Source organism: uncultured Anaerobiospirillum sp. (genome assembly GCF_902485895.1).
Taxonomy (GTDB): Bacteria; Pseudomonadota; Gammaproteobacteria; order Enterobacterales; family Succinivibrionaceae; genus Anaerobiospirillum; species Anaerobiospirillum succiniciproducens.
Window position 1 is genome coordinate 18959 of sequence record NZ_CABTML010000014.1, and the last position, 24785, is coordinate 43743.

Consider the following 24785-nt stretch of genomic DNA (forward strand, 5'->3'; position numbering starts at 1 on the left):
TAGCTCTCTAGCTAACTTGCAATCATCTGAGTTGCACGTTAGCAGTGCTAGTTTGAAGAATGCAGTTCTCTTAGAGTTTTGTAGGCTGGACACAGCTAGAGCATTAACTAAGTGCAGCCTTTAATGCTACGAGCCAAGTACCTAGCAAATTAATGGGTACTTGGCTGCAGTTCTCATTTAGGGCTAGAGTTACTCCGAGGCAGTTTCAGCAATGCTTGGCTGTTTAGCCGGCACTAGCTCAATGTAGTCCACACGTTGAATACGTTCTGGTAATGACTCACCAGCACGTTCACGGTTAGAAATACGATCAGCAATGATCTTAGGAGCTAAGGAAAGCTTGAGCTTGCCTGAGTGCAAGTTTGCGCCCTCACCCTCATTGAGGCAGATGATATCTGCAATACCGTCCATACCACTCTTAAGCTTATCGTTAGCAATCTTAATGAGCTTCAATCCCTTACCACGAGGCAGAATATTAAGCTCAGAGGCACGATAGATAAGCATCTTACCTTGCTTAGAAACAATGAGCACGATGGTGTTTTGTGGGTCTTGTACCTTAAGTGGCTTAAGTACACTAGCTTCAGCATCTAAGGTAATGACAGACTTGCCGGCTTTGTTTCGGGTTAGTAAATCTGCAAAACGACAGATAAAGCCATAGCCACGATCTGTTGCGAGCAGGAAATGGTCTTCAACTGAGCCAGTAATTACGGATGTAATGTACTCGTTTGGCTGCAGATTAATCTTGGTAGAAATAGGCTCACCTTGACCACGTGCAGATGGCAGATCCTTAATAAAGATACTAAAGGTACGGCCCATATTACTGATAAAAACGGCGCTTTGATTAGACTTGCCTACAGCCTGTTCAAGGAAGCTATCGCCACTCTTATATGACAGAGCCATTGGGTCGATACCAGTGCCATTAGCTGCACGTACCCATCCCATACGAGAGAGCACTACTGTCATAACCTGGGCTGGAGTGTTAGCTGTAAGGTCGATTTCCTTAGCAGCCTCACGCTCAACAATAGCGCAGCGACGCTTGTCACCAAACTTTTTAGCATCAGCACTGAGCTCAGCTTTGATAAAGTTCTTAAGCTTTTCTGGGTGAGCTAATAAGTCCTCAAGCTCCTGCTTTTCTTTAGTAAGCTTGTCAGCCTCGCCTTGGATCTTTTCCTCTTCAAGACGAGCTAATTGTCTAAGCTTAGTCTCAAGGATGTAATCAACTTGCTCTTCGGTAAGCTTAAAGCGCTGCATTAAGGCCTGTTTAGGATCATCCTCGTTACGAATGATCTCAATAACCTCATCAAGGTTTAAAAATACCGTCATCAAGCCATCAAGTAAGTGCAGACGCTTGTTAACAGCATTGAGGCGATGATTAAAGCGCTTGGTAACTGTATTGGTGCGGAATGTAATCCACTCGCCTAAGATAGTGGCGAGATCTTTTACTTGAGGCTTGCCATCTAAACCTAAGATATTGAGATTGAATTTATAAGTCTTCTCAAGATCTGTCTTGGCAAAGAGATGGCTCATTACACTCTCAGTATCTACACGGTTAGAGCGAGGTACTAAGATGAGCTTGCAAGGGTTATCGCGATCTGATGCGTTAACTAGGTCAGAAATCCAAGGCAGCTCCTTTTTCATCATCAGCTCAGCAATCTTCTTTTCGATATCGCCAACGCTAACTTGGAAAGGAAGAGCAGTGATGACGATGCCATCCTTGGTCTCTTCGTAAACAGCACGCTGTCTGATGCTGCCACGACCAGTCTCGTACATCTTCAATAGCTCATCCTTTGGGGTGATGATGTCAGCACCACAAGGATAGTCTGGACCTTGAACATATTTCATCAGGTCTTTAACTGAAGCTTTTGGATGATCAAGCAGATAAGAGGTAGCCTTCACAATCTCATTGAGGTTGTGTGGCGGAATCTCGGTGGCCATACCAACGGCAATACCCATGGTGCCGTTTAATAAAATGCTTGGTACACGGGCAGGTAGTGCTTTAGGCTCTTCAGTTGTACCATCGAAGTTAGGTTGCCAATCAACGCAGCCTAAGTTCAAGTCCTCTAAGAGGAGGTCTGCCTGTGGAGATAAGCGGGCTTCGGTATAACGCATCGCCGCAAAGGACTTTGGATCCTCAACGTCACCCCAGTTACCCTGGCCATCAATGAGAGGATAGCGGAAGGAAAAAGGCTGTGCCATGAGAACCATAGCCTCATAACAAGCACTATCACCATGAGGGTGGTACTTACCGATTACGTCACCTACAGTACGGGCTGATTTTACGTGCTTAGCCTTGCTGTTAATGCCAAGCTTGGCCATGGCGTAAATAATACGACGCTGTACAGGCTTAAGACCGTCACTTACCGATGGTAAGGCACGGTCACGGATGACGCTCATGGAGTAATTTAAGTAGGCATCGTGAGCAAAGTTGCGCAGTTGCAACAGCTCGACACCCTCTAAACTTAAGTCACTATTGTTTAAGGTGCTCATGAATAAAGGCCATCAAAATCTATGTGGTTAGCTGAACTTCAAAAAATGCATGCCGCAGTAAAACTGCCTAACAATAGTGCAGTAAATGTCGACGGCTTGTTTTGAAATTACCAATACCGAAACTTTGCAAATTGCATTTGCGTGGATTCAGATCCGGGCTAAAATCTTATCTTTGTCTTTCTTATGCTTAAAAAGCTTATTTGCCTAGTTTATAGATTGGCTCGCAAAGGAACCCATCCATGTTTTAACTGTGCAAAGCTTTAAGGACATATGCTCAAATGGTCATATGTAGGCATAAAGACACAATAAGGCTAAGCATTCTACACTATAAGTGTAAATGCTGCGAAATTACGCAAAGTGGGAAAAAACACTTTTTAGCGCATTTATATAAGCATTGCTGAGCTCATGCATTCTGATGCATAGATTATTTTGCTCGCAATAGCCTGCATCTTTGTGTCATAAGAGACGTTATTGTTTGCTGTATGTGGTGTTCTTAACTTAGATGAGAACCTACACGTACTTTCTTTGTTTTTGAGTAATGAGTCTATGGCGATCGACCAACTTTCATTATTTGTATCGGCTTGTGCACGCTTTACGTCACGCTTAGGCGGTGGTTTTAAGTCCAAGATGATGATGCTTATGGCCTTGCTATTTATTTGTAGCAACTCCTTCTTGGGCTCTGCTCAAGCCGCGATTGGCGATCTGTTTAATCGTACTGAGATTAAGCCATACGCTCAGCATGCCTCATCTGAAACAGCTAATTTACCTGCTACTTTATATAACAGTGCCGTTGTAGACTCAGTAGTTGAGGACTACGAATATGACTATGTAAAGCTCAATCGCATTTCCTCGCTGCCACTGTTCCCACGTGGCTATCGCGCACCAAAGTACTTAGTAGACAAAGTAGTAGTCTACAAACAGTACCATCAAATGATGCTTTATAAGAACAATCAAGTCGTACGTAAGTATTGGATTGCACTATCCGATCGTCCTCAGGGACATAAAATTCAAGAAGGGGATCGTCGCACTCCGGAGGGGACATATACTCTCGATTACGTGAAAGAAAACTCATACTACTATCGAGCTTTCCATATTTCCTATCCTAATCCACAGGATATTGCTAATGCACGTAAGCGTGGTGTAAGTCCTGGCGGCATGATTATGGTTCATGGCCAGCCACCATCAAATAGTGAGTATCATGAGACAGTGCAGCGCTCAGATTGGACTAATGGCTGTATTGCTATTCTCAATCCAGAGATGGATGAGTTTATTTCCTTAGTCGATCCTGGCACTCCAATCGAGATTAAGCCTTAGGCATCACTGCACAAACTTGTCATGTCATCATGGCTTTAGGTTAGAAGAATATGGGCACTAAACAACTCTTTTTTAAGCTCAGAGACAAGACTCGCTTCATGTGGGCTCGTAGTAAGTTTGGTTATATCCCAAACGGGGATGTAGCTAAATTTGACTTTAATGAGCTTGAACACGTCGTGATTTTGAAGCTCGATGGCAAGCTTGGCGATACTCAAGTAATGACACACTTTTACTCTCAGTTACGCTCATTAACTAACGCCGCTGGCCGTAAGCTCTTTTTAAGCGCTGTATGCCCTAAAAATCTCAAGCATATCTACAAAGATATCTTAGGTTTTGACTGTGTTATTGAGTCATCACGCAAGCCTAAAGAGAAAGAGATTGAGCTTATCTGTGAGCAAATTATTCAAGCTGCAGTTGATGCAGGTTATAGCGATAAGATTGATTTAGTGCTTTCAACTGAGCCTAACTATAGGCCACGTGACTTCATCTTTAATCATTGTCTCAAGCCTAAATATGTAGCTGGTTGTGATAAACGTCTGAGCGACAATTTAGTAGCACGCGCTGCAAGCCAAGCCGCACTATCAGGCGGTATTGATGAGCAAGTTGCTCGAAAGGCAACAGAGATTAGCTTCTTACTCTACGATGTTGATGCTTATGACAAGCGAGTGTCTCAAGCCTTTTGTGAGTTTATGCAGCTAGGTAAGCTTGAGCCATCTTTAGTAAGCTATAAGCCTTTATTTACCGAAGAAGAGCTTGAGCACGCACAAAACTATTTAGCATGCGAGAGTAAAAAAACTCAAGATAGCCTTATAGTCGGTGTTAACCCATCAGGAGCAGCTAAAATACGTTCATTTACTCCAGAGCTAACGGCTGCCATTATTAGCAAGATCATCTCATCGTCAGATAAGACTAGAGCCTTGCTCCTTTGTCATAGAGGCATGAGCGATTACATTGATAAGGTTATAGCGTCTTTAGGCGAGCTAAAAGATCTAGTGGGCACACGCATTGTGCTCATGCCCAAAGAATCCACCCCTTGCGATTTGGCTGCTTTAATTAGCTGTTGCGACGGTCAAATTGGCGTTGACACTGCTACCGTACATATAGCTTGCGCCACAAGTGTTCGACAGCTTTGCTTCTATCACAATGTGACTACCAACTCATTGCAGTGGGCTCCTTTAGGTGAGGGTGATACTGCAGAGGTACTAAGGTTCTCCGACGCAAACTTTAATACTATTGAGCCAAACCTTATCCTCAATCCTACTGCTGAGTTTATGAATAAGCTGCTAGCTACACAAAATGACTAGTCTTTAGCCATTAAGCTGTTAATTGCTCCTACAGAGTCATAGCGCAATACACATTGCAAAGCTATAACGCGCGTCTTGCAACAGAGCACAAGATTATGCTCAAGACGCGCAAGCGTGCTTAGCCATCAAGCTCAGGAAGCCACTTAATTACAGGATGTTTAATACCGCTCTCTTGTAAGTTCTCAAGGCTTGGGTCAACGTTTACGTAAACAGAAGCCACAATGACTCTTTCGCCTGCGCGAGAGCCTGCGATAGTGGTGGAAATGAGATTAAGCTCTAAGGTGGCGCAATGCTGTGCGCTAGCTTCATCTTCACTTAAGAGGTCTGGCAGTACATTATCTTCCCACCAGCCATCTGATGGTGTGTTCATCTCAAATGAAATATCATACTTATCAGTATCAAGGCGCTGACGGATGCGCTCAACAGTTTTCTCATCAGCCTCAGTAAGATCTAAGGTATCAAAGACCAGCTCTAAAGCAGCATCAGTAAGGTAGTCAAAATCTGCATCGCTGATCTTATCTGTATCGACAGTTACAGCATTAATCTCGCTCATGTGTAGATCCTATAAGTATTTCTTTGTGCTAATGAAGAATGGCAACTTGCTTATGCTCGCTAGCTGCTAAGGTTGTTATCTTTTAGCTATTGTAGGGAATCGCTGTTAATTTCAGTAGCAGTCAAATAAACACATCAATATGTCATAACTGATGTGCAGGATGATTTATCTGTGCTCTGCTAGCTTAGTTCTTTCTTTAGTCTAAAAAATAAAGGCCGCAGAACATAGGTTCGGCGGCCTGAACGTAAGCGCATTGCCTGCCAATGTAGGCAGGACTTTTAAAATTAGATCTTAGCGACCAACATCGATATCTGCTGGTGGCCAGTGCTCGATACGCATACCTAATGACAGGCCGCGCTCGGCAAGCACGTCCTTAATCTCGGTTAAGGACTTCTTACCTAAGTTAGGGGTCTTTAACAGCTCAACTTCAGTACGCTGAACGAGGTCACCAATGAACTTGATGCCTTCTGCCTTGAGGCAGTTTGCAGAACGTACAGTAAGCTCAAGATCCTCAACAGGGCAAATAAGCTTAGGATCGATGAGAGGACGGTATGAGGTGTCTTCAGCTGGCTCAACAGAGTTGCGAATATCAACAAAGGAGTTGAGCTGCTCAGCGAAGATAGTAGCGGCCATAGAAATAGCTGCTTCTGGCTGTACAGTACCGTTAGTCTCAATGGTTAAATCTAAGGCTTCCTGACCAGATGGCAGTGCACGGGTCTTAACAGCTACGTTAAGTACTGGGCAGAAAGATACGTCGATTAACAGGCGGCCGATGAAGCGGTTCTCGCCGTTTTCAACATATGGCTGGCTCTGAGCCTGTACATAACCACGACCACGAGTTACGTGGAGGGTCATGTTAACTTCAACCTCAGGATCAGTAATGTTGCACAGAACTAAATCTGGGTTCTTGATCTCGACGTTAGCAGGACACTCAATGTCACCTGCGGTAACAGGACCGATACCAGTCTTGGAAAGACGCAGGGTAGGTGAGTGGTTATTGCCTTCGCACTGAACAGCAACTTCCTTGAGGTTTAACAGGATTAAAAGGACATCCTCTTTCACACCTTCAAGGGCGCTGTACTCGTGAACAGCTCCAGCAATCTCTACCTCAGTAATTGCATATCCTGGAATAGAGGACAGCATGATACGGCGCAGCGCTGTACCAAAAATCTGGGCATAGTTTGGCTCAAAAGGCTCGAGAGTCACGCGAGATACATTGCGTGAGATAACCTCGACTTCCTTGATATTAGGCCTTAGAAAATCGATTTGATCCAAGGTTCAACCCTCAAAATGGTTATTGATAGACCGAATGTCCTAAGCTTTGAGTGCTCGTGATGTAAACTTCGATTATTAGTGCACAAGCATGAGCTAAGGTGACTTACGAAGTTAATATCTAAACTGCAGCACATACTCTAAGTGAGCGCGAATTGCGATTTATCAGAGTAAAACTTAGTAGACTTTGCGAGCCTTTGATCTCCTGAGATACAGAAGAAATGGAATTCATCGTGCTTGGGCGGTATATGGCAGTGGCTGCCTGACCGCGTGCTTTAAAGGGCGGCATCCATTGATGGAATGGCTTTTAAAGTTCCCAAACAGCACGGTTTGGGTTATGGCGTAGGCAATTAATGCTTTGCCATGAATGAAACCAAGTGGTAAGGCTAGGCCGAACCACTTGGGATTAGCTAATAGCTACCTAGGCAAGCCTAAAGTAGCATGTAGCTTAGGTAGCCTAAAAAAGACTAGCACTATGGCTAGTCTTCTTATTAGCTTACCGTACGAGTGCTAATTACTCAGCAGCCTCAAGGTTAGTACGATCTACTAACATGATGTAGGCCATAGGAGCATTGTCGCCCTGACGGAAACCGCACTTTAAGATACGGGTGTAGCCGCCTGGACGGTTAGCTGAAGCCTTAGCAACCTCGTTGAATAACTTGGAAACGAGGTCCTTGTTACGCAGACGAGCGAATGCTAAACGACGGTTAGCAACAGAATCAACCTTAGCTAAGGTGATTAAAGGCTCAACGAAACGACGTAACTCTTTGGCCTTTGGTACGGTGGTCTTGATAATCTCGCGCTCGATCAGAGCGTTAGCGAGGTTGCGATACAGCGCTGCACGGTGTGCAGAAGTACGACCGAGGTGACGGCCGGCTAAACGATGACGCATTGTAATTACTTCCTAAGTGGTTTTATTTACTTACTCGAACGCTGCATTGTCTGAGGTGGCCAGTTAGGGATACGCATGCCTAGTGACAGGCCGCGTGTAGCTAACACGTCCTTGATCTCAGTTAAAGACTTCTTACCTAAGTTTGGAGTCTTTAAGAGCTCAACCTCAGTGCGTTGGACTAAATCGCCGATGAAGAAAATCTCCTCTGCCTTTAAGCAGTTGGCAGAACGTACGGTCAGTTCAAGATCTTCTACAGGCTGTAGGAGCACTGGATCCGGTAAAGGAGGAGCTGAAGGTGCAGCAGCACGCTCAGGGATATCCTCTTTATCAACGAGGTTTGACATGTTCTGGCAGAGCATGTCTGCAGCAGACATTAAAGCCTCGTCCGGGCTAATAGTACCGTTGGTTTCGATTTCGATAACCAGACGGTCTAAGTCGGTACGCTGTTCAACACGAGCGGACTCAACTTCGTAGACATATCTTGAAACTGGGCAGAATGAAGCGTCAATTAAGATCTCATTCTCATCCTTTGAAGGAAGATGCAGAGGTGAATTGGCCACTACATAACCACTTCCGTATACGACACGGAGATTCATCGACAATGATGCCTTGGCACCCTTAAGAGTACAAATGTGTGCCTCAGGGTTAACGATAGTCATGCCCTCAGGACACTGAATATCGCCAGCGAGAACTACACCATCGCCATATTTGTTTAAACTGAACCAAACTGGACCTTGCACCTGATGATTTGAAGTAATGGCAACCTTCTTGAGGTTCATTACTAACTCAACAGGAGACTCGATCATGTCTTCTTTAACACTGTTCAGGCTATCTACACCATCAAGCTTGAAAGCGTCGATAGCATAACCTGACAGAGACTTTAAGAGCACATCGCTAAGAGCGACACCAATGGTGTTGCCAAAGCCGCGCTCAAGAGGCTCGAGAGTGATGCGAACACGATGCGGGCCAAGTTCAGTAAAACCGACAGGCTTTGGCTGGAGTAATTCACAAACTGACACTATTAATACCCCGTAAGTTAAAAGGAGTGCAGGCTCATTGCCTACTACTTAGAGTAGAATTCGACGATGAGCTGTTCCTTAATGTCGGAAGGAAGCTCTGAACGCTCTGGCTTGTTCTTGTAAGTACCCTTCATGGCGCTGTGGTCTACGTCAATCCAAGTTGGCTTAGTGCCACGCTGACCAGCTAGGTCGATAGCGGTCTTAATACGGATCTGCTTCTTAGCCTTCTCACGTACTGCAACCTCATCAGATGGCTGAACCTGATAGGAAGGGATGTTAATCACGCGGCCGTTTACAGTGATAGCCTTGTGGCTAACGAGCTGACGTGATTCCATACGGGTTGAGCCGAAGCCCATGCGATAAACTACGTTATCAAGACGGCCTTCGAGAAGCTGTAACAGGTTCTCACCAGTGTTACCTGGCATGTTAGAAGCCTTCTTGTAGTAGTTGTGGAACTGACGCTCTAAAACGCCGTAAATACGACGAACCTTCTGCTTCTCACGTAACTGTGAGCCGTAGTCAGATAAACGAGCTTTGTTAGCACCGTGCTGACCAGGAGCGGTGTCCAGCTTGCACTTGGTGTCAATAGCACGTACGCCAGACTTTAAGAATAAATCAACGCCCTCGCGACGGCTTAACTTCAAAGCTGGTCCGGTATGCTTTGCCATTTATTTCTCTCCAATAAAACTAGAACCCGGATTAGACGCGACGCTTCTTTGGCGGGCGGCAACCGTTGTGAGGGATCGGGGTAACATCAGTGATGTTAGTGATCTTGTAGCCAATGGCGTTTAAGGCGCGAATGGAGGACTCGCGGCCCGGACCTGGACCCTTCACTAAAACTTCGAGGTTCTTAACACCGTATTCCTTGGCAGCCTCACCAGCACGCTCTGCAGCAACCTGAGCAGCGTATGGAGTGGACTTACGTGAACCACGGAAACCTGAACCACCAGCGGTAGCCCATGAAAGGGTGTTACCCTGACGATCAGAGATGGTAACGATGGTGTTATTGAAAGAGGCGTGGATGTGAGCTACACCGTCAGCAATCTGCTTCTTGCCGCGCTTTACGCGAACACGTGGAGCAGAGGTTTTGGCAGCTGGGGCAGCAGTAGTAGTTGCTGGAGCAGCAGCAGTCTGTTGGATTTCTTCAGCCATCATGAGCCTCCTTACTTCTTAATGCTCTTGCGCGGACCCTTGCGAGTACGTGCATTAGTCTTGGTGCGCTGACCGTGTACTGGCAGGCCACGACGGTGGCGCAGACCACGGTAAGAACCAAGATCCATAAGGCGCTTGATGTTCATGGAAATTTCACGGCGTAAGTCACCCTCGACGGTGTACTTGCCAACTTCAGCACGAATCTTGTCTAAAGTAGCTTCGTCGAGTTCCTTGAACTTAGTTAACTCAGCAACACCCACAGCAGCGCAAATGTCACGTGCGCGGGTTGGGCCGATGCCGTAGATAGACTGCAGTGCAATCACGGCGATCTTGTGATCAGGCACATTGATGCCAGCGATACGGGCCACTATTGATCTCCTGAAAAAGGTCTGTTTAAAACTAGCTGTCGCAAAGCCCGTGAGGATACGCGACAACCTCTAATAGTGCACTTTGGCAAAATAATTCTTCAGCCGAAATCGTACAACATGCTACAAACAAGCTTATAGGCAGGTAATCCTGTTTTATTGAGCTTTAACACGAGGTACGGATAATTTGCATCAGAGCACTAATGCTAAGCAAAAGTGATGTGCAAAACTAGGCGGGCTGTGATCTGCGTATTCTATGTGATTGATGTCATAAAATCAACAAATACATGCAGGTGCACAAGCGCTACATTGTAAAACTATCGTTCAAAAAAATCTATAGTTTTTACTCATTATTCGTATGCAAAACGCACAAAATAGCCTAAATAAGCTGATGAATAGCCGCTTTGCAAATTTTGCAGTGCTCTGCAAAGATGAGAAATATTATCACTGCAACATACAATATCGAGTGATTTGGTAGTTGTGATCCGGCTGTGATCCGCATGTGCCTTGTGATCTAAGAGCTTTTACACTGCGTTTCTGATCTAATGGCTGTGATCTTTTAAGCAAGGCTTAGCCTGTGGATACTGTTATTTAGGCCATTTCAAAGACGAGTGTGCGTAAGATAAATTAACAGTAATTAACTGTGACTTATGATCTGTACTTATGATCTAGCAGTTATTATTGATTTAATGTGATGGTGTCGCATGGCTAGCACATTGGTAGCTCAGTGCTAGCTCGATGGAGTGATGAGGATTGTTATTCTCTGTCTAAAGAATATTAGTGGAGCATGTTAGGGTTAAGAATGCCTAAGTTTACGAGCAGACGTAGGATTGGCTCTACACCTAAGATGGCACTTACGGCAATAACCATGAACATCATGATAAAACCCAATGCAATCACAGCAAAACGAATAGAGGCTTGAGCCTTAATCATTTCATAAGTACTCAATTGTCTTATGAGTTGATTGACTGGCTCAATTTGTTCTTTGACCGCACTATAGTCGCGAGGCACATCCATATTCACGAGGATGTGAGACAAGAGATCCTGGGCGGTGCGATTTTTGTAATTAATGCCTGGCAGCATATAGCTTTGGGTCAGGAAATACTCTACTGAGTAGAGTAAGAACGAAAGATCTTTAATGTGACGCTTACCGTTACGCATCAGCTTGTGGCTATTTCTAAACTTCTTGCCGAGGTTTGCAGCCATGATCTTATTCATACGTCTTAAAGAGTGCTTATAACCAAGTGCTCGTGAGGTTAACACGACTAATGGCACTAAGGTGGCTGCTCCTGGAAGGTTAGGCACAATACCGACAAATCCTTTATAGCGTAAGAACTCCATACCGCGACCGTCGGTAAAGACACTAAAGGCATTGTGATAGAAAAGATTATTGCCTCGTTGTACTGGAGAGCCACGCATAAAGCGTGAGACCATGCTTAAGAACAAGTCATTAGTAGAACCAGCATCAATGTTCAGGTTCGCTGAGTCCATATAGAAGATTTCGTAGTCTGGGGCTACTACATCGCTATTGTCTGACGATCCTTTCTTCTTTTTACGTGAGGACTTGTCTGCACTCATGCGTAACTCATGCGGCTCATTAACCATGTTGCCATTGTTCATGATGATCTCTTCGATAAAGACGAAGATGTTGCATGGGAATGGGGTGTTCTTAAAAAGCGAGCAGAAATAGGTCTGTATAAAGTCTTTGTGATAAGGCTTATAGTTGCCCTTGATACGGCACAGGTCATAGAAGGTGTTGCCAGTTAAGACTTCATCTTCTAAAAAGTCATAATCAGCTCCACCCAGATCTAGCTGATCATATGAGGAAAAGTTATAGGTAGCATCAGTTACCTTAAAGGCAATGCGCCAAGCTTTGATGTTAGCTTGTGGGTTTACATAATTGTCAGTAGTTGCGACACGTCTGAGCGGTTCACTCATAAATAATCCTCAGATACAGTATCGTAGATCTGCAAAATCCACTAAATGATCAACTAACAGTTGCTGACCAAAAGTTGTACCTCTATACCTACAACATTCGTATGTAGATGATTATTGTTTAGTATTAAGACTCTATTGAACAGCTTAAGTGATTAGGCAGCATCTTGTCTATCTTGTGAACGACCAAATGCCTGCTATGCTCCTAGATTGTGCCTTTTTATCAATGCGTTTCTTTACAGAACTGCAATTTGCTTTTGACTAGTTGTATGTGAAGTCACATACCTTCATGACATCACTTTAAGTTAGTGATGATGCAGACGCACTTACAAATGCTTGATGAAGCATGGATGCTCGATCTGTGAGCGTTTTGCTCCGAATGCTCGCATCTATTATGGATCTGTAGCTATTTAGATATAATGAGGTTCCTTTTTAGATCCCCACCAATGGCTTCGGTCATCAAATTGCACAGAGTTCGAGAATCTTTGGGGTCTGTCTTCTTTGGCTTAAATAACATTGTTAAATGCAGCTCTATGGTTGTCAAAGCAAGTGGACAGAAGCTTACAGATATTAACTCTGATCGCCTCTTATTGTTCATAGTCCATCTTGCCTATGTATCGCGGCATTCATTAATGCTCTCTTTAGTTGCTTGCATATAGCTGTGCACTTAGCTCGTTGAGTGTGAGCTGGTAGTGTGATTTTCTTTGCTCAAAGAGGCTTTTACATATACAAGTAGATCAAAAGATGAGTAATTTCTTTTGGCAAAAGAATAGTGACTGTTGAGTAGCAAGATTATGGAAGAAAACAAGAACAAGGCATATTCAGATGAGAGAGCAAGTTCATTTCAAGGCAGTGTGAAAAGTCAGAGTCATGCAGATGTGATTGCAGGTAGCAGCGTATCTGAATGCTGCTCAGAGAATAAAGCTAACGGCCCTCAAGCCATAGCAAGTAATGAGGTAGATACACCCATTAGCAATGTTGATAAGCTCAGCTGGTCAATCATCATCGTCTTAGGCATGCTTAGTGCCTTTGGACCAATATGCACAGACTTGTACTTACCTGCAATTCCTACCATCACACAAGAGCTGATGACAGACCCATCCACTATGCAGCTGACATTAACAGCATCATTTTTCGGACTTGCCATCGGTCAGCTGATTATTGGACCACTTTCTGATGCCTATGGTCGCAAAAGACCGCTGTACATTTGCTTGGTGATGTTTGTTTTGTCCTCTTTATGGTGTGCCTATGCTCCAAGTATCAATCAGTTGATTGTAGCAAGGTTCTTTCAGGGCATATCAGGTGCTAGTGGTATCGTTTTATCGCGTACTATTGCTTGTGATATGTACACAGGCCCACGTCTAACTAAGTTTATGTCACTATTGATGACAGTTAACGGTGTGGCACCGATATTAGGTCCAATTATGGGCTCTGCTATTGTTTCAGTGTGGGCATGGCCAGTATTGTTTGTGTTTTTGGCCTTGTGGGGGGCGGTGTTACTCTTTTGCACGGTGACAGTCCTCAAAGAGACTCATCCTGTGCAAAATCGTTCTGCAAATCTTTTAGGATCTATCAAGGGCATGCTCAGCGAGCTAACTAATGTACGCTTCGTACTGTTGAGCTTAGCCTTATCGTTTGTGATGGGCGCATTCTTTGGCTACTTAGCTTCTTCACCTTTTATTTTTCAATCAATCTATGGTCTTAGTCCTTTTGGCTACTCCATTGTGTTTGCAATTAACGCATTCTCCATTGGTGTAGCTGCCAATATTGCAGGTTTTCTTACCAAATACTTGAAAGAAAAGACCATTGTGTACGGTGCCATAAGTATGCAGATTCTTTTGTGCATTGTATTTATTGCAGTGGTGAGCTTGCAGCTAGATAATTTATACATAGTAGCTTTGATTTTAGGCTTATTTGTCTCGATGATGGGCGCAGCACAGACAGCAGGCTTTGGCATTGTTATGGGGGCTCGTAAAGGAGGCGCAGGATCTGCCTCGGGTATCTTTGGCGTTCTTACTTTCATTTTTGGTGCGATTACCTCTCCTTTAGTGGGCTTAATGGGAGAGCAATCTATGGTGCCGATTATGGCAACTATGTCAGTCTGTTCGCTTATGGCTATTTTGTGCTTTGCTCTAGCGCAGCGTTTTCATGATGGACAGGCTCACGAAGTTGCTCACTAGCTGTATTGGTATGATCTTATATATTGATGTAACTTGCCAAAAGTGACAACGGATAGCATGTGCTAAAATTCACTATACGAGTCAAGAAAAAGGTTTAGTGCTTATGAATATTCTTATGGCCCTTTCTCAGCGAGAGATTACTGGTGCTGAGGTGTATGCAGCAACATTAACTGAGCAGTTGATGAAACGTGGTCATAAAGTCGTAATCGTTTCTGACACACTAACTGTCAAAAGCGAGGCTCTGTTTATACCACTAGCCTTCAATGAGCGCTCCCTTGCTGATCGCTTTAGTCATGTGCGCACATTGTGCAGGATCATTAAGGAGCATGACATTCAAGTAGTGCATGCTCATTCACGCGCTTCGGCATGGAGCTGTGCAATTGCTTGCAAGCTCTGCCGTATCCCGCTCATCACGACCACACATGGTCGACAGCCAGTTCACCTAAGCCGCAAGATCAACAAAAGTTTTGGTGTTAAGAGTATTTGCGTATGCGAAAACATTCGTACTCAGATCTGCAATGATCTGGGCTATGCTCAAAAAAATACCATTCTGCTAAGAAATCCTGTGGATGCGACTGCATTTAATTTTACTCCTAAGAGTACAAGCAAGCACGAGGGTGATAATGCTCTTAAGAGCAACAATCAAGATGGCAAGCACGAGATCTTAGTTGCTCTAGTGGGGCGCTTATCTGGGCCTAAGGGTGATGTCGCTTATGAGGTGCTTAGCAAGTTAAGCGAGCATAAGCACATTCAAGTTCAGATCATTGGTAGTAAGTTTATCCCTGAGCGCTTTAATAAGTTTGAGAGTCTAGAAAACGTCCATTTCCTTGGTTATCGTACTGATGTTCCTGAGCTCATGAAGAAAGCTGATGTAATTATCGGCGCAGGTCGCGTTGGTATAGAGGCTATGCTTACCGGACGCCCTCTGATTGCAGTTGGTGAGGCTATCTATGAAGGTCTGGTCACTAAAGCAAATATTGGCGCAGTGCTGAGCTCAAACTTTGGCGATATCAACTCAATTAATGAGACCCATTTGGACTTTTCAAAGCTTAAAGATGATGTTGAAGCTGCAGTAAAGCTTACAAGCGATGAACTTGCAGATCTTAAAGACATCATTAAACATGAGTTCGATATGGAGCGTATTGTTAACACTGTAGAACAGCTCTATAGCCGCACTTATGTCGAGTACAAACGCTATGAAATGCCAATTATCATGTATCACCGTGTGATAGATAGTCCTGATGAAGTCGGTGTGCATGGTACTTATGTAACCAAAGAGCTGTTTAAAAAGCACATGCAATTGCTTAAAGATAATGGCTATCGTACCGTTACTTTTAAGGAGCTTGCAGAGGATCATTTACTTACTAAGCGCTTTGATAAGGGCAATAAGTTTGTCGTCTTAACTTTTGATGACGGCTATGAGGATAACTATAGTGTGATGTTCCCAATCTTAAAAGAGTTTGGGGCCAAAGCTGTGATCTTCTTGCTATCAGAGTCTAAGTACAATGAGTGGGATGTTAATAATCCTCATAATCCGGAAAAACGCTTTGATCTTATGAGTGAAGAACAGGTTAAAGAGATGGCAGCCTACGGTGTTGAGTTTGGTGCGCACACTAAGACTCATCCTTACTTATCAAGTTTGCCTATTGAAGAGGCTCGTGAGCAGATAGTCCAATGCAAGCAAAAACTTGAGCAAACCTATGGACAGCCGTTTATTACTTTTGCCTATCCATATGGCGATCTTAACGATGAAGTGAAATCTGAAGTACGAAAAGCCGGCTTTACTTTTGCCGTATCTACTGACTCAGGCGAGATCAATGTAGATTCTGATCTCTTCCAAATTCGTCGTATTGGCATCTTTCCTCGCAATAGCATGCTGACTTTCCGTCGTAAGATTTCAGGCTATTACAACTTCATCAAGATGCGTCGTGAAGAAAAGGCCTATGGGCACCACAAGTAACACCATTAAGCCATAAGTCGTTAGAAAAGTGCATCTAAGAAAAAGTGCCTACATGCAGGCATGGCCATAAAGCAAGTGGATACAATGATGCACTGTGGGGCGGGCAGTAAGTAAAAGGCCCGCATGAGCGGGCCAATGAAAGCAGCTATACTGGGCATTTCAAGGGATCTGCCACTAAGGTGGGGTTAGTATAGCTGCATGATAGTTATCAGTTGCCTACACAGGGATTAAGGCATTTTTCTTTTTGGCAGCTGCACCCATAGCTGCAGCTTGCATGACGTCCTTTTCAGTGTAAGTAACAGTGGTATTGGTATCGAGGTTACGGATAGTAACATCGAGCTGATCAAATGGGATTTCGATGTTGTGATCACGGAAGAGGCGTAAAGCCTCAGTGCTTAAGTAGTCATAAACTGCCTTACGCTTACCGATCTCGTTAACAAAGACCTCACACATAATAGTAACAGCCGATGCATCTAAGCTCTTGATAAAGACCAATGGCTTCTTGTCGCGATTTAAGTCGCGACAACGACGGATAATACCGCGCAGGATGTCTTTAGCCTTATTAGTATCTGCACCGTAAGCCACACCGATAGCAAATTCAAGTTTAGTTACAGTATTAGATAGCGACCAGTTAGTCACTGCAGAGGTAATGAATTGCTTATTCGGAATAACCACCTCTTTGTTGTCAAAAGAGGTAATGGTAGTAGCACGAATACGTATACGGCTAACAGTGCCTGAAAGATTAGAGAGCGTTACGATATCGCCAACGCGTAGCTGTCTTTCAAACAGAATGATGATACCTGATACGAAATTACCGAAGATCTCTTGCAGACCAAAACCGAGACCCACAGATAAGGCAGCAACCAGCCACTGCAGATTATCCCAAGAGATTCCCAAGGCACTAGCTGCGAAGATAACGCCTAAGGTGGTAATGGTATAAGAGGTAATAAGCTTAATCGTGTAGCTTGTAGACTTAGCTTCAACTCCCTTTCTGATCATAAAGAGTCTTTCAATGAGCAGAGGTAAGTTGTGATTCAAGACTACAGCTACAATGACAATGACAATAGCTAGCAGTACATCGCCTAAAGACAGAGTTGAGCTAATGGTTTGTCCGTCAACAATCTTGGTGCTCTCCCATAAGTAGATATGGTCAAGATATGTAAGTACACCAGCAAGATCACTCCATTGTTGGTACATGAAGTAGATAAAGACAGTGAGCAAACAAGCATTAAACAGCTTATAGGCACGGCCGTTTACTAACTCCAATCTAAATGACTCGAGGCGCTGCTTACCTTGCATCTCAGGTGTTGCTGTTGCAGTTGCGGTTAAGTTTGCAGCGTTGGCTTGTGCTTCATGTTGCTGTTGCATACGGCTTCTAATAGCAGAGAGCATCTTCACCTCAGCCACGTATAACTCACGACGTAAGGTGTTAGATAAGATGAGATACAAGAAGCAGATATACAGAGTAATCGCAACACGGTTGAGCAGCTGAATAACGGTGTAGTAATAGCCAAGACCCAGCATTACAGTGATGGTAAGCGGGGTGATAATACTAATTATGGATATGGTCCAGAAGGTCATATCTGGCTTAACACGCTCAATGGAGCGTTTAACTGTCTTAATGGCAAAGAAAGTTAGGTATAAGAAGCCAAAGACCATCAATGGATAGCCAATTACATCGCCAGAAATCTTAGTTGGCTCAGCCTCACGCATATTGGCAATCATCAGCATAGGAATGGATACAAACCACAGCTGATCGATAATGGCGCGGTTTTGCGCAATGACTCGTGGAGAGACTGAGAAGTGACGCTGCACTAATGAGTTCGGCTCCATGATATGGCGCATATACAAAAAGCAGATGAGATGCAGCATGAGCAAGAAGGTGATGTTCTTTTGCGCGTCAAAGTCATCCACAGTAAAGAATATAAAGATGGATCCTATTAACGTGATAAATGCCACCTTGGGCAGAATCAAGAAGAAATGATAAATCAGCGCTCTTGGAGTGACGGTGTAATTGTCGGAAGCTTTATCTAAACGCAATGCGAGTTCATTGGTTAATCTGACAAAGAAAGGAGTTGCTCTCTTGAAGATAAAACCAATGAGAAGCAAAGGAATTAATACCTGCAGATAGTTAATTAAAATCTCATGGGTAACCAGTTCTGTGGTGGTATATCGTAAGAAATTACGGAACTGCAGCATGAAGGTTGGGTAGAAGTTAGTGATGAAATCAAGACTAATACCCTGATTGCTAGCAAGCCAGAACAGATGGTCATTAATGGAGGTGGTCAGCGTGCTTACAGTAGTATTGAGCTCGTTGTATTTAGCACGCAGATCAATAGCGATGGTGAGTCCATCAGACATAGTGTTGTAAAGCTCATCTGACAGGGCTCTTCTTTGACGGATAAGCTGAATTAACTGCTCACGATAAGGCTCATAGCTAGGATCACGACGAATCATATCGTCAACAAAGATCTGAATATCAAAGATCTGCTCACGATAGCTACGTAACTCATACATGTACAAGTTGAGATTAGGAATGAGCTCATCAAGCTTAAAGGAGATAGAGATCTTTGGTAGCTCACCAAGCTGACGATTTAAAAGACGTGAGAGGATAACACTACCAGATAAGTCAGACAGCTGCTCTTTGAGGCTCTTGTCGATTTGGCGGGCGCTGTTAAGCGCTGAGGTCACATCTTGCAAGTCTTTTTTAAGACGAGCATTGTCAGATAAGGTCTTATCAATATTATTCGCAAGCTCACTGTTGTATTTAAATTCAGCAGCTAGCTTAGGAGTAGAGATATCTACTTCGTTTTCGTTGAGTTCAGGGCGATTAACAATTTCATTGTTAAAGAGAGTATTTTGCTTGGCTCTAACGTTAGATAAGTAGTTATTGAGGTAGTCTTTTTGTAGATTGCCAATACGAATCTTGTAATTTGCAATATCCTGGAAAGTGGTTAAAGATCTTAGCTCACTTTGTAACAGGGAGTTTTGCTTTTCAAGCACAAAGATTTCAAAAGACAGCAGCCCTGACTCGTCAGATAAGAGCTTCACTGTTGGATCGTTCAAGCGCTTAGAAATCTCAAAGATAGTGGCGTTATTAGCTGTAATGATGTTTTGTGCACGTGAAGGTAAGAGCTGCATAGAGTTATATGCAGAGGTCGACTCATTGAGTTGCTCTTGTACGCTGTTAAGACGCTCGGTAAGAGTAGCAATAAGCTTGTCTGCCTCTTGAGCGTTTCTAAACTTGATTTTTGGAGGGGCGCGATTATATAGGTTATTAGCATTGCTAAGTGACTGCTCTAAGTCAGATAGCATTTCTTTTGCTTTCTCTACCTCAGTGGTGATGAGAATTTCTTCTCTAACTACAGTGTCATAGATGTCAATGACATCGATAGCATGCTTAAGGATTGCTTTGGATCGGTTTTTTTCATCTTGTGTTAGGTTTGGGTCGCTATCAATGCCCTCAAGGCGCTGCAAGAGTACAGCACGATTAGGCACCATATCATTAACGGCCGCACTCTTTGTCTTAGATGCAGCTTTTAGTGCAGCTTTGGGATCGCTTAGAGTATGGTCAGCATTAATGTCGGTGCGCAATAAAGAGTTAAGCTCATGAGAAATGTTCAAAGTCTGAACACTTTTACTCTGAGCACTAGCATTTGCTGTGTTGTTTTCAGCTGCTTGTGGAGCAGTATCGCTAGTTGCTTTGCTGTTATTGCCAGTAAGCTGATCGGTAAGACTAGCTGCGGTGGCGCTGCCTATGCCTATAGAAGCATATGAAAGACAAACAAACAGCATTGCATATACAACTGCTTGGAATGCTGATAAATACGATCTCTGCATACTAAGATTCCTTGAGCGTCAGTGTTAGTCACACAAAGGACAAGACTCAATCCTATACATCCAAAGGGCGCAATGTGATGAATCAAGAGATTAAGATAAATTGTGCAAATTATAACAGTGCAACCATTTTCGTTGCATACAGATAAATCAAAAAGACCATTTTTTTCGCCATTGTGACCATCTGTCTTTAGGCTAATCATAGAGGGTTAATGAACATGTATGCTTAAGTTTATTTAAGGCATGTACATGTTAAATGACAAGGATGGTTAGCCTGATGCATCATATGCCATAAACAGTGATAATTTGTATGGTGCAAAGTGCTGTTTAATTTATAAATTGTGATATCATGTGCACTCAGCGATAGCCTTGAGGCTGTCGCTAAGCCCATGCGTAGCATGTTTCATGCAGTTTGCCTTGAGTTTGACAAGACAAATTCCAACCCTATCAAGCGACGTTTGCTCATCGCGGGCACAATTTAAGTTATCCCTCCGAAATTCAGCAATCTTTGCTTGACGACATGGTTACTCTGAACCATTGCACTTCTAAGTTTTCCAAACTTTCCCCTGACAATGCACTTGTGTTTAGGTAAGAGCTTGAGCTCGTTACCTGAGGCTGTATGTCTTTGTGCAGCGTCTTTGCCGTGTGTAGGTTCATTTTGGACTAAAAGTTCAATCTCTCTCCTTAGAGTCTATCTTTCTAGGCGTATTAAACGATTAACTAAAGCTGAGCATCATAATGACGCTAGAGTAAGGTTAATAACTTTAGCAAGCTGCGCTTATAGATATGAGTACTATCTTTATTTGCGCTTGTTAGTCTTTCATTGCCTTGTAAATTAGATAGCTCGTAATAGGTTGAAAACTAGCATCAGTTGAGCACTTAAAGTCTTAAAACTTAAGAAAGACCAAAGCTTAGCTTTAATAGCTCAGCATTTAAAACATCAAGGTCAATACTTAAGCACAAGGCTAATGCTAGTGATGTAAAAGTTTTTGGGCACTACTTAATGGCTTTTAGCGAGCTTAGAGAGTGTCATATTAGGTGTGAATTAATACTCGAACCATCTTATATGCCAAAAGTGTACTGCAATGATGCAGGTGTCTAATGCATGGCAGTCATATACAAAGCACAGGTAGAGTTGAAACTTGTCAAGATGGTGAGAAACGATTTGATTGTTAGCTTCGTGCCCACATAGTCTTGCTTGTGGAGTAATAAGCTACAAATGTTTTTGCTCAGTGCCTTTGGGTGCTGATATTTTTGGCCTGAGCCTGATTTGCTAGGTCAGCCTTACTAGATCAGATACTAAATTTTAGTCCACGATTTTGGTTTAGATGAGGCCTTGCCAGGCTCTTTGCTACTGTAATCTTTTTAGTATGAATCTTAACGAACTCAAAAATACGCCAGTTGCACAGTTAGTTGATATGTGTGAGCAGGCTGGTATCGAAAACACCGCCAGATTAGGTAAGAAAGAAATTATCTTTAACCTGCTCAAGCTTTGTGCTCGCACAGGTGAGGATATTTTTGGTGAAGGCGTAATCGAAATCCTGCCTGACGGCTTTGGTTTCCTGCGTAGCGCTGATAGCTCCTATTTAGCAGGACCTGACGATATTTACGTATCTCCTTCCCAGGTTCGTCGTTTCAACCTCCGTACTGGTGACTCCATTTCAGGCAAGATTCGTCCTCCTAAAGAGGGTGAGCGCTACTTTGCTCTGTTAAAGGTTGATACTGTTAACTTCGAGCAGCCTGAAAAGGCCCGTAACAAGATTCTCTTTGAGAACTTGACTCCTATTTTTGCCCAAGAGCGTATGCGCCTTGAGCTTGGTAACGGCTCAAAAGAAGATATCACTGCACGTGTTATCGATCTGACTGCTCCTATTGGTAAGGGTCAAAGAGCGCTGATCGTTGCTCCTCCAAAGGCCGGTAAGACTGTTTTACTGCAAAACGTAGCTCACTCCATTTCTGCTAACAATCCAGAGGCTGTACTCATCGTGCTGCTTATCGATGAGCGTCCTGAAGAAGTTACTGAAATGCGTCGCATGGTTAAAGGTGAGGTAGTTGCCTCAACTTTCGATGAGCCTGCTGCACGTCACGTTCAGGTAGCTGAGATGGTAATTGAAAAGGCCAAGCGTTTAGTTGAGCACAAGCGCGACGTAGTTATTTTCATGGACTCCATTACTCGTTTAGCACGAGCTTACAATACCGTTGTACCTGCCTCTGGCAAGGTTTTAACTGGTGGTGTTGATGCTAATGCTCTGCAAAGACCAAAGAGACTCTTTGGTGCGGCTCGTAATGTTGAGGAGGGCGGCTCTCTGACCATTATCGGTACTGCACTTATCGACACCGGCTCTAAGATGGATGAAGTTATTTACGAAGAGTTCAAGGGCACCGGTAACATGGAACTGCATCTGTCTAGAAAGATTGCAGATAAGCGTGTTTACCCTGCAATTGACGTTACTCGTTCAGGCACTCGTCGTGAAGAGCTGCTCACCTCTCCTGATGAGCTGCAGAAGATGTGGGTACTGCGTAAGTTCCTGCATCCTATGGGTGAGATTGAGGCTATGGAGTTCCTGCTCGATAAGCTTTCCATGACCAAGACTAATGACGAGTTCTTCAGTGCAATGACCCGTCAAAAGCAGTAATAGCTTCTGCGCCCCTATTTGTGACTGCGCAGTAATAGCTACTGCGCCACCAATCGCGACGGCGCAGTAATCGCTACTGCTATAGAAATCGCGACGGCTTACGCCCTTGCAAGTCTTAGCAAAAAAGGCCACATCATGTGGCCTTTTTTGATCGTAAATGACTAAGTTACTTGGTCGCCTCCATGAGGCATGCACATTCAAAAATAGAAAAGATCTCATACGCGTAATTGGGTATGAGATAACTAAACATCTTGTGCGTTGAGAAGCTAAAGCTCTTTTGGAAAATGAGCGGCTATATAGTCATGGCACATGAGGCAGAACTCATCAAACTTATGGTGCTCATCGTTAGCTACTTTATGGTTAACGATTTGCATCTTTAAGTCGTGAGGCTCAAGTGTAGGCACCTTTTGTTTAGCAGCTAGCTGCATAAAGCCATCGGCACGCCAGCGATATTCATCGTAAAAAGGGAATGAGCCAATTACATCACGACCAATATTGTCAGCAATGTGTGCCGGTCCCGTACTTGGACTTACGATGAGATCGCATTGCTCAATAAGCGCGATGACATTGGACATATCACCCTTGTTGATCAATAGCTTGAGATTGTCATATGGAATCTCAATATCATGAAAGCTTTGCTGTCCATAGCTTGAGATGATAAAGAGAATATGAGGAAAATCTTTAGCTAGTTGCAAGGCAAGTTTTACATAGTCATCAGGATGGTAGCTATAGCCCTTTTTGAAAGTAGAGATGCACAATGGATTTATGATAATCATATCCTTGTATACGCGTTGTGCAGTGCGCTTCATGTCATCGCCATGACTGTTTATAGCATCATCATGTGCACTGTGCTCATGAGTCTGATGATTATCCTGCTTTGCTCTGTGCTTAGGTACCAAACCTGTGATTGGGTCAGCCTCTTTAGTTAGATAACCAAGCTTAGTTAGGTAATCTTGAATAAAGTGACGAGCCTCTGGGCTTGCCTTGATGATGGATTTTTGTAGATCAAGTTCATTAAAGGCTTTTAGATAGCGCTTTTTATCTAATGTCTTAAGCAGGAATTGGAAGCCAAAGATTTCATGTTGTGCGCGGCGTGAAAACGGACGAATAAAAGGCAATCTTGATGTGTATAAAGCTCTAGTGTATGAGTAAGTTAGTACTTGTTTGCACTTTGATGTTAATGACAGCTTAATGTAATGTCGGTTACGCTCCGTCATAATGAGCAGATCAGTTGCTTCCCAATGATCTTGCTGTTGCTCGTGGACAAATGGTTTAGCTGCAGGACCTTGCTCAATAATATCGCTAGCGCTTAAGAAGTTGCGATTTTCTCCATTGAGCTCTTTAACAAACTCATCTTCATTAAAATCACCGTCCAAAATGTAGTAACGGTCGGCTAGATGAAACTGTTTGTAAAAGAAAAATGATGCCAAGTTGCACATAAAGCTAATCTTAGCATCGGGATACATGGCTCTAAGCACGTGCAGGGCAGGAATATAAACTACGCTATCGCCTATGCCTGACTTCATGAAAACACTGATACAGTGTGGATTCTTGAGCATCGGTTCAAAGAGCATAATAACTTCTCTAATTATTAAACAAGCCTAAACAAGTTGATGATATAAAAACGCCGTATCACCATATCTAAAATTAGATGCTGACTATAAAACACAGATGCATTTGGAATCATCAAAGCAAGTGTCGCTATCACCTTGAGTTCATTCAAATTAATGAGTGTTATAGGCAAGTATACAGCGTATGTTTAACTGCTCCAAAAAAGTTGTTAAAAGTTACACATCCTTATTGGACTTATCCGCACTCTGTTGACGGCATAGGAGGTTAGTTTCCTCACTACCTATGTCCCAACTAGAGCCTATTGATGCCC

16 protein-coding genes are annotated in these 24785 nt (G+C 43.5%); 5 read left to right on the forward strand and 11 right to left on the reverse strand.

What is annotated here, in order from left to right:
* Nucleotides 1–189: 189 nt before the first annotated feature.
* A complete protein-coding gene (gene parC, locus RDO37_RS01535; RefSeq protein ID WP_027939819.1) occupies nucleotides 190–2484 on the reverse strand; it encodes a DNA topoisomerase IV subunit A in 2295 nt (764 codons plus the stop codon).
* Nucleotides 2485–2955: 471 nt separating this feature from the next.
* Here parC and RDO37_RS01540 point away from each other — a divergent pair, with 471 nt between their 5' ends.
* Both RDO37_RS01540 and RDO37_RS01545 read left to right on the forward strand, forming a co-directional pair.
* Nucleotides 2956–3798, forward strand: a complete 843-nt coding sequence (locus RDO37_RS01540; protein ID WP_308497876.1) for a L,D-transpeptidase family protein — start codon at nucleotides 2956–2958, stop codon at nucleotides 3796–3798.
* 50 nt (nucleotides 3799–3848) lie between these two features.
* A complete protein-coding gene (locus tag RDO37_RS01545) occupies nucleotides 3849–5102 on the forward strand; it encodes a hypothetical protein (protein ID WP_308497877.1) in 1254 nt (417 codons plus the stop codon).
* A gap of 118 nt (nucleotides 5103–5220) precedes the next feature.
* Here the strand turns inward: RDO37_RS01545 and RDO37_RS01550 are convergent, their stop codons facing one another.
* The 8 genes from RDO37_RS01550 to RDO37_RS01585 form a co-directional block, all read right to left on the reverse strand.
* Complete coding sequence (locus RDO37_RS01550) at nucleotides 5221–5655, reverse strand: hypothetical protein (RefSeq protein WP_308497878.1); 435 nt, start codon at nucleotides 5653–5655, stop codon at nucleotides 5221–5223.
* 291 nt (nucleotides 5656–5946) lie between these two features.
* Nucleotides 5947–6930: a DNA-directed RNA polymerase subunit alpha gene (locus tag RDO37_RS01555; protein ID WP_027939815.1), complete on the reverse strand. Its 984-nt coding sequence runs from the start codon at nucleotides 6928–6930 to the stop codon at nucleotides 5947–5949.
* A 511-nt stretch (nucleotides 6931–7441) separates the two neighbouring features.
* Complete coding sequence (gene rplQ, locus RDO37_RS01560; protein WP_027939814.1) at nucleotides 7442–7819, reverse strand: 50S ribosomal protein L17; 378 nt, start codon at nucleotides 7817–7819, stop codon at nucleotides 7442–7444.
* A 26-nt stretch (nucleotides 7820–7845) separates the two neighbouring features.
* Complete coding sequence (locus RDO37_RS01565; protein ID WP_027939813.1) at nucleotides 7846–8841, reverse strand: DNA-directed RNA polymerase subunit alpha; 996 nt, start codon at nucleotides 8839–8841, stop codon at nucleotides 7846–7848.
* 41 nt (nucleotides 8842–8882) lie between these two features.
* Entirely contained in the window at nucleotides 8883–9506 is a 624-nt protein-coding gene (gene rpsD / locus RDO37_RS01570; RefSeq protein WP_027939812.1) for a 30S ribosomal protein S4, read from the reverse strand.
* Nucleotides 9507–9537: 31 nt separating this feature from the next.
* Nucleotides 9538–9990 carry a 30S ribosomal protein S11 gene (rpsK, locus tag RDO37_RS01575; protein ID WP_044121765.1) on the reverse strand — a complete coding sequence of 151 codons (453 nt, stop codon included), beginning with the start codon at nucleotides 9988–9990 and terminating at the stop codon, nucleotides 9538–9540.
* 11 nt (nucleotides 9991–10001) lie between these two features.
* Entirely contained in the window at nucleotides 10002–10358 is a 357-nt protein-coding gene (gene rpsM / locus RDO37_RS01580) for a 30S ribosomal protein S13 (RefSeq protein ID WP_027939810.1), read from the reverse strand.
* Between the two features lie 774 nt (nucleotides 10359–11132).
* Nucleotides 11133–12293, reverse strand: coding sequence for a hypothetical protein (locus tag RDO37_RS01585; protein WP_308497879.1), 1161 nt, complete (start codon nucleotides 12291–12293; stop codon nucleotides 11133–11135).
* Nucleotides 12294–13084: 791 nt separating this feature from the next.
* On the opposite strand from RDO37_RS01585, the gene RDO37_RS01590 reads away from it, so the two are divergent.
* Together RDO37_RS01590 and RDO37_RS01595 are read left to right on the forward strand one after the other, a co-directional pair.
* The gene (locus tag RDO37_RS01590; RefSeq protein WP_308497880.1) at nucleotides 13085–14470 is read left to right on the forward strand and encodes a multidrug effflux MFS transporter; all 1386 of its coding nucleotides are present in this window, start codon (nucleotides 13085–13087) and stop codon (nucleotides 14468–14470) included.
* A 103-nt stretch (nucleotides 14471–14573) separates the two neighbouring features.
* Nucleotides 14574–16430 (forward strand): polysaccharide deacetylase family protein, encoded by a 1857-nt coding sequence (locus RDO37_RS01595; protein WP_308497881.1) that lies wholly within the window; start codon nucleotides 14574–14576, stop codon nucleotides 16428–16430.
* A 216-nt stretch (nucleotides 16431–16646) separates the two neighbouring features.
* Here the strand turns inward: RDO37_RS01595 and RDO37_RS01600 are convergent, their stop codons facing one another.
* A complete protein-coding gene (locus tag RDO37_RS01600) occupies nucleotides 16647–20270 on the reverse strand; it encodes a mechanosensitive ion channel domain-containing protein (protein WP_308497882.1) in 3624 nt (1207 codons plus the stop codon).
* Nucleotides 20271–21637: 1367 nt separating this feature from the next.
* Here RDO37_RS01600 and rho point away from each other — a divergent pair.
* Nucleotides 21638–22903 carry a transcription termination factor Rho gene (gene rho / locus RDO37_RS01605; protein ID WP_273326040.1) on the forward strand — a complete coding sequence of 422 codons (1266 nt, stop codon included), beginning with the start codon at nucleotides 21638–21640 and terminating at the stop codon, nucleotides 22901–22903.
* A 266-nt stretch (nucleotides 22904–23169) separates the two neighbouring features.
* Here rho and RDO37_RS01610 read toward each other — a convergent pair whose 3' ends face one another.
* On the reverse strand, nucleotides 23170–24477 hold the full coding sequence (locus RDO37_RS01610) for a glycosyltransferase family 9 protein (protein ID WP_308497883.1): 1308 nt from the start codon (nucleotides 24475–24477) through the stop codon (nucleotides 23170–23172).
* Nucleotides 24478–24785: the final 308 nt, after the last annotated feature.

Excerpts from the sequence above, each read along its gene's own strand:
- parC (WP_027939819.1), bottom strand. The coding sequence starts at position 2,484 with ATGAGCACCTTAAACAATAGTGACTTAAGTTTAGAGGGTGTCGAGCTG.
- RDO37_RS01545 (WP_308497877.1), top strand. The coding sequence starts at position 3,849 with ATGGGCACTAAACAACTCTTTTTTAAGCTCAGAGACAAGACTCGCTTC.
- RDO37_RS01550 (WP_308497878.1), bottom strand. The coding sequence starts at position 5,655 with ATGAGCGAGATTAATGCTGTAACTGTCGATACAGATAAGATCAGCGAT.
- rplQ (WP_027939814.1), bottom strand. The coding sequence starts at position 7,819 with ATGCGTCATCGTTTAGCCGGCCGTCACCTCGGTCGTACTTCTGCACAC.
- rpsD (WP_027939812.1), bottom strand. The coding sequence starts at position 9,506 with ATGGCAAAGCATACCGGACCAGCTTTGAAGTTAAGCCGTCGCGAGGGC.
- rpsK (WP_044121765.1), bottom strand. The coding sequence starts at position 9,990 with ATGGCTGAAGAAATCCAACAGACTGCTGCTGCTCCAGCAACTACTACT.
- RDO37_RS01585 (WP_308497879.1), bottom strand. The coding sequence starts at position 12,293 with ATGAGTGAACCGCTCAGACGTGTCGCAACTACTGACAATTATGTAAAC.
- RDO37_RS01590 (WP_308497880.1), top strand. The coding sequence starts at position 13,085 with ATGGAAGAAAACAAGAACAAGGCATATTCAGATGAGAGAGCAAGTTCA.
- RDO37_RS01595 (WP_308497881.1), top strand. The coding sequence starts at position 14,574 with ATGAATATTCTTATGGCCCTTTCTCAGCGAGAGATTACTGGTGCTGAG.
- RDO37_RS01600 (WP_308497882.1), bottom strand. The coding sequence starts at position 20,270 with ATGCAGAGATCGTATTTATCAGCATTCCAAGCAGTTGTATATGCAATG.
- rho (WP_273326040.1), top strand. The coding sequence starts at position 21,638 with ATGAATCTTAACGAACTCAAAAATACGCCAGTTGCACAGTTAGTTGAT.
- RDO37_RS01610 (WP_308497883.1), bottom strand. The coding sequence starts at position 24,477 with ATGCTCTTTGAACCGATGCTCAAGAATCCACACTGTATCAGTGTTTTC.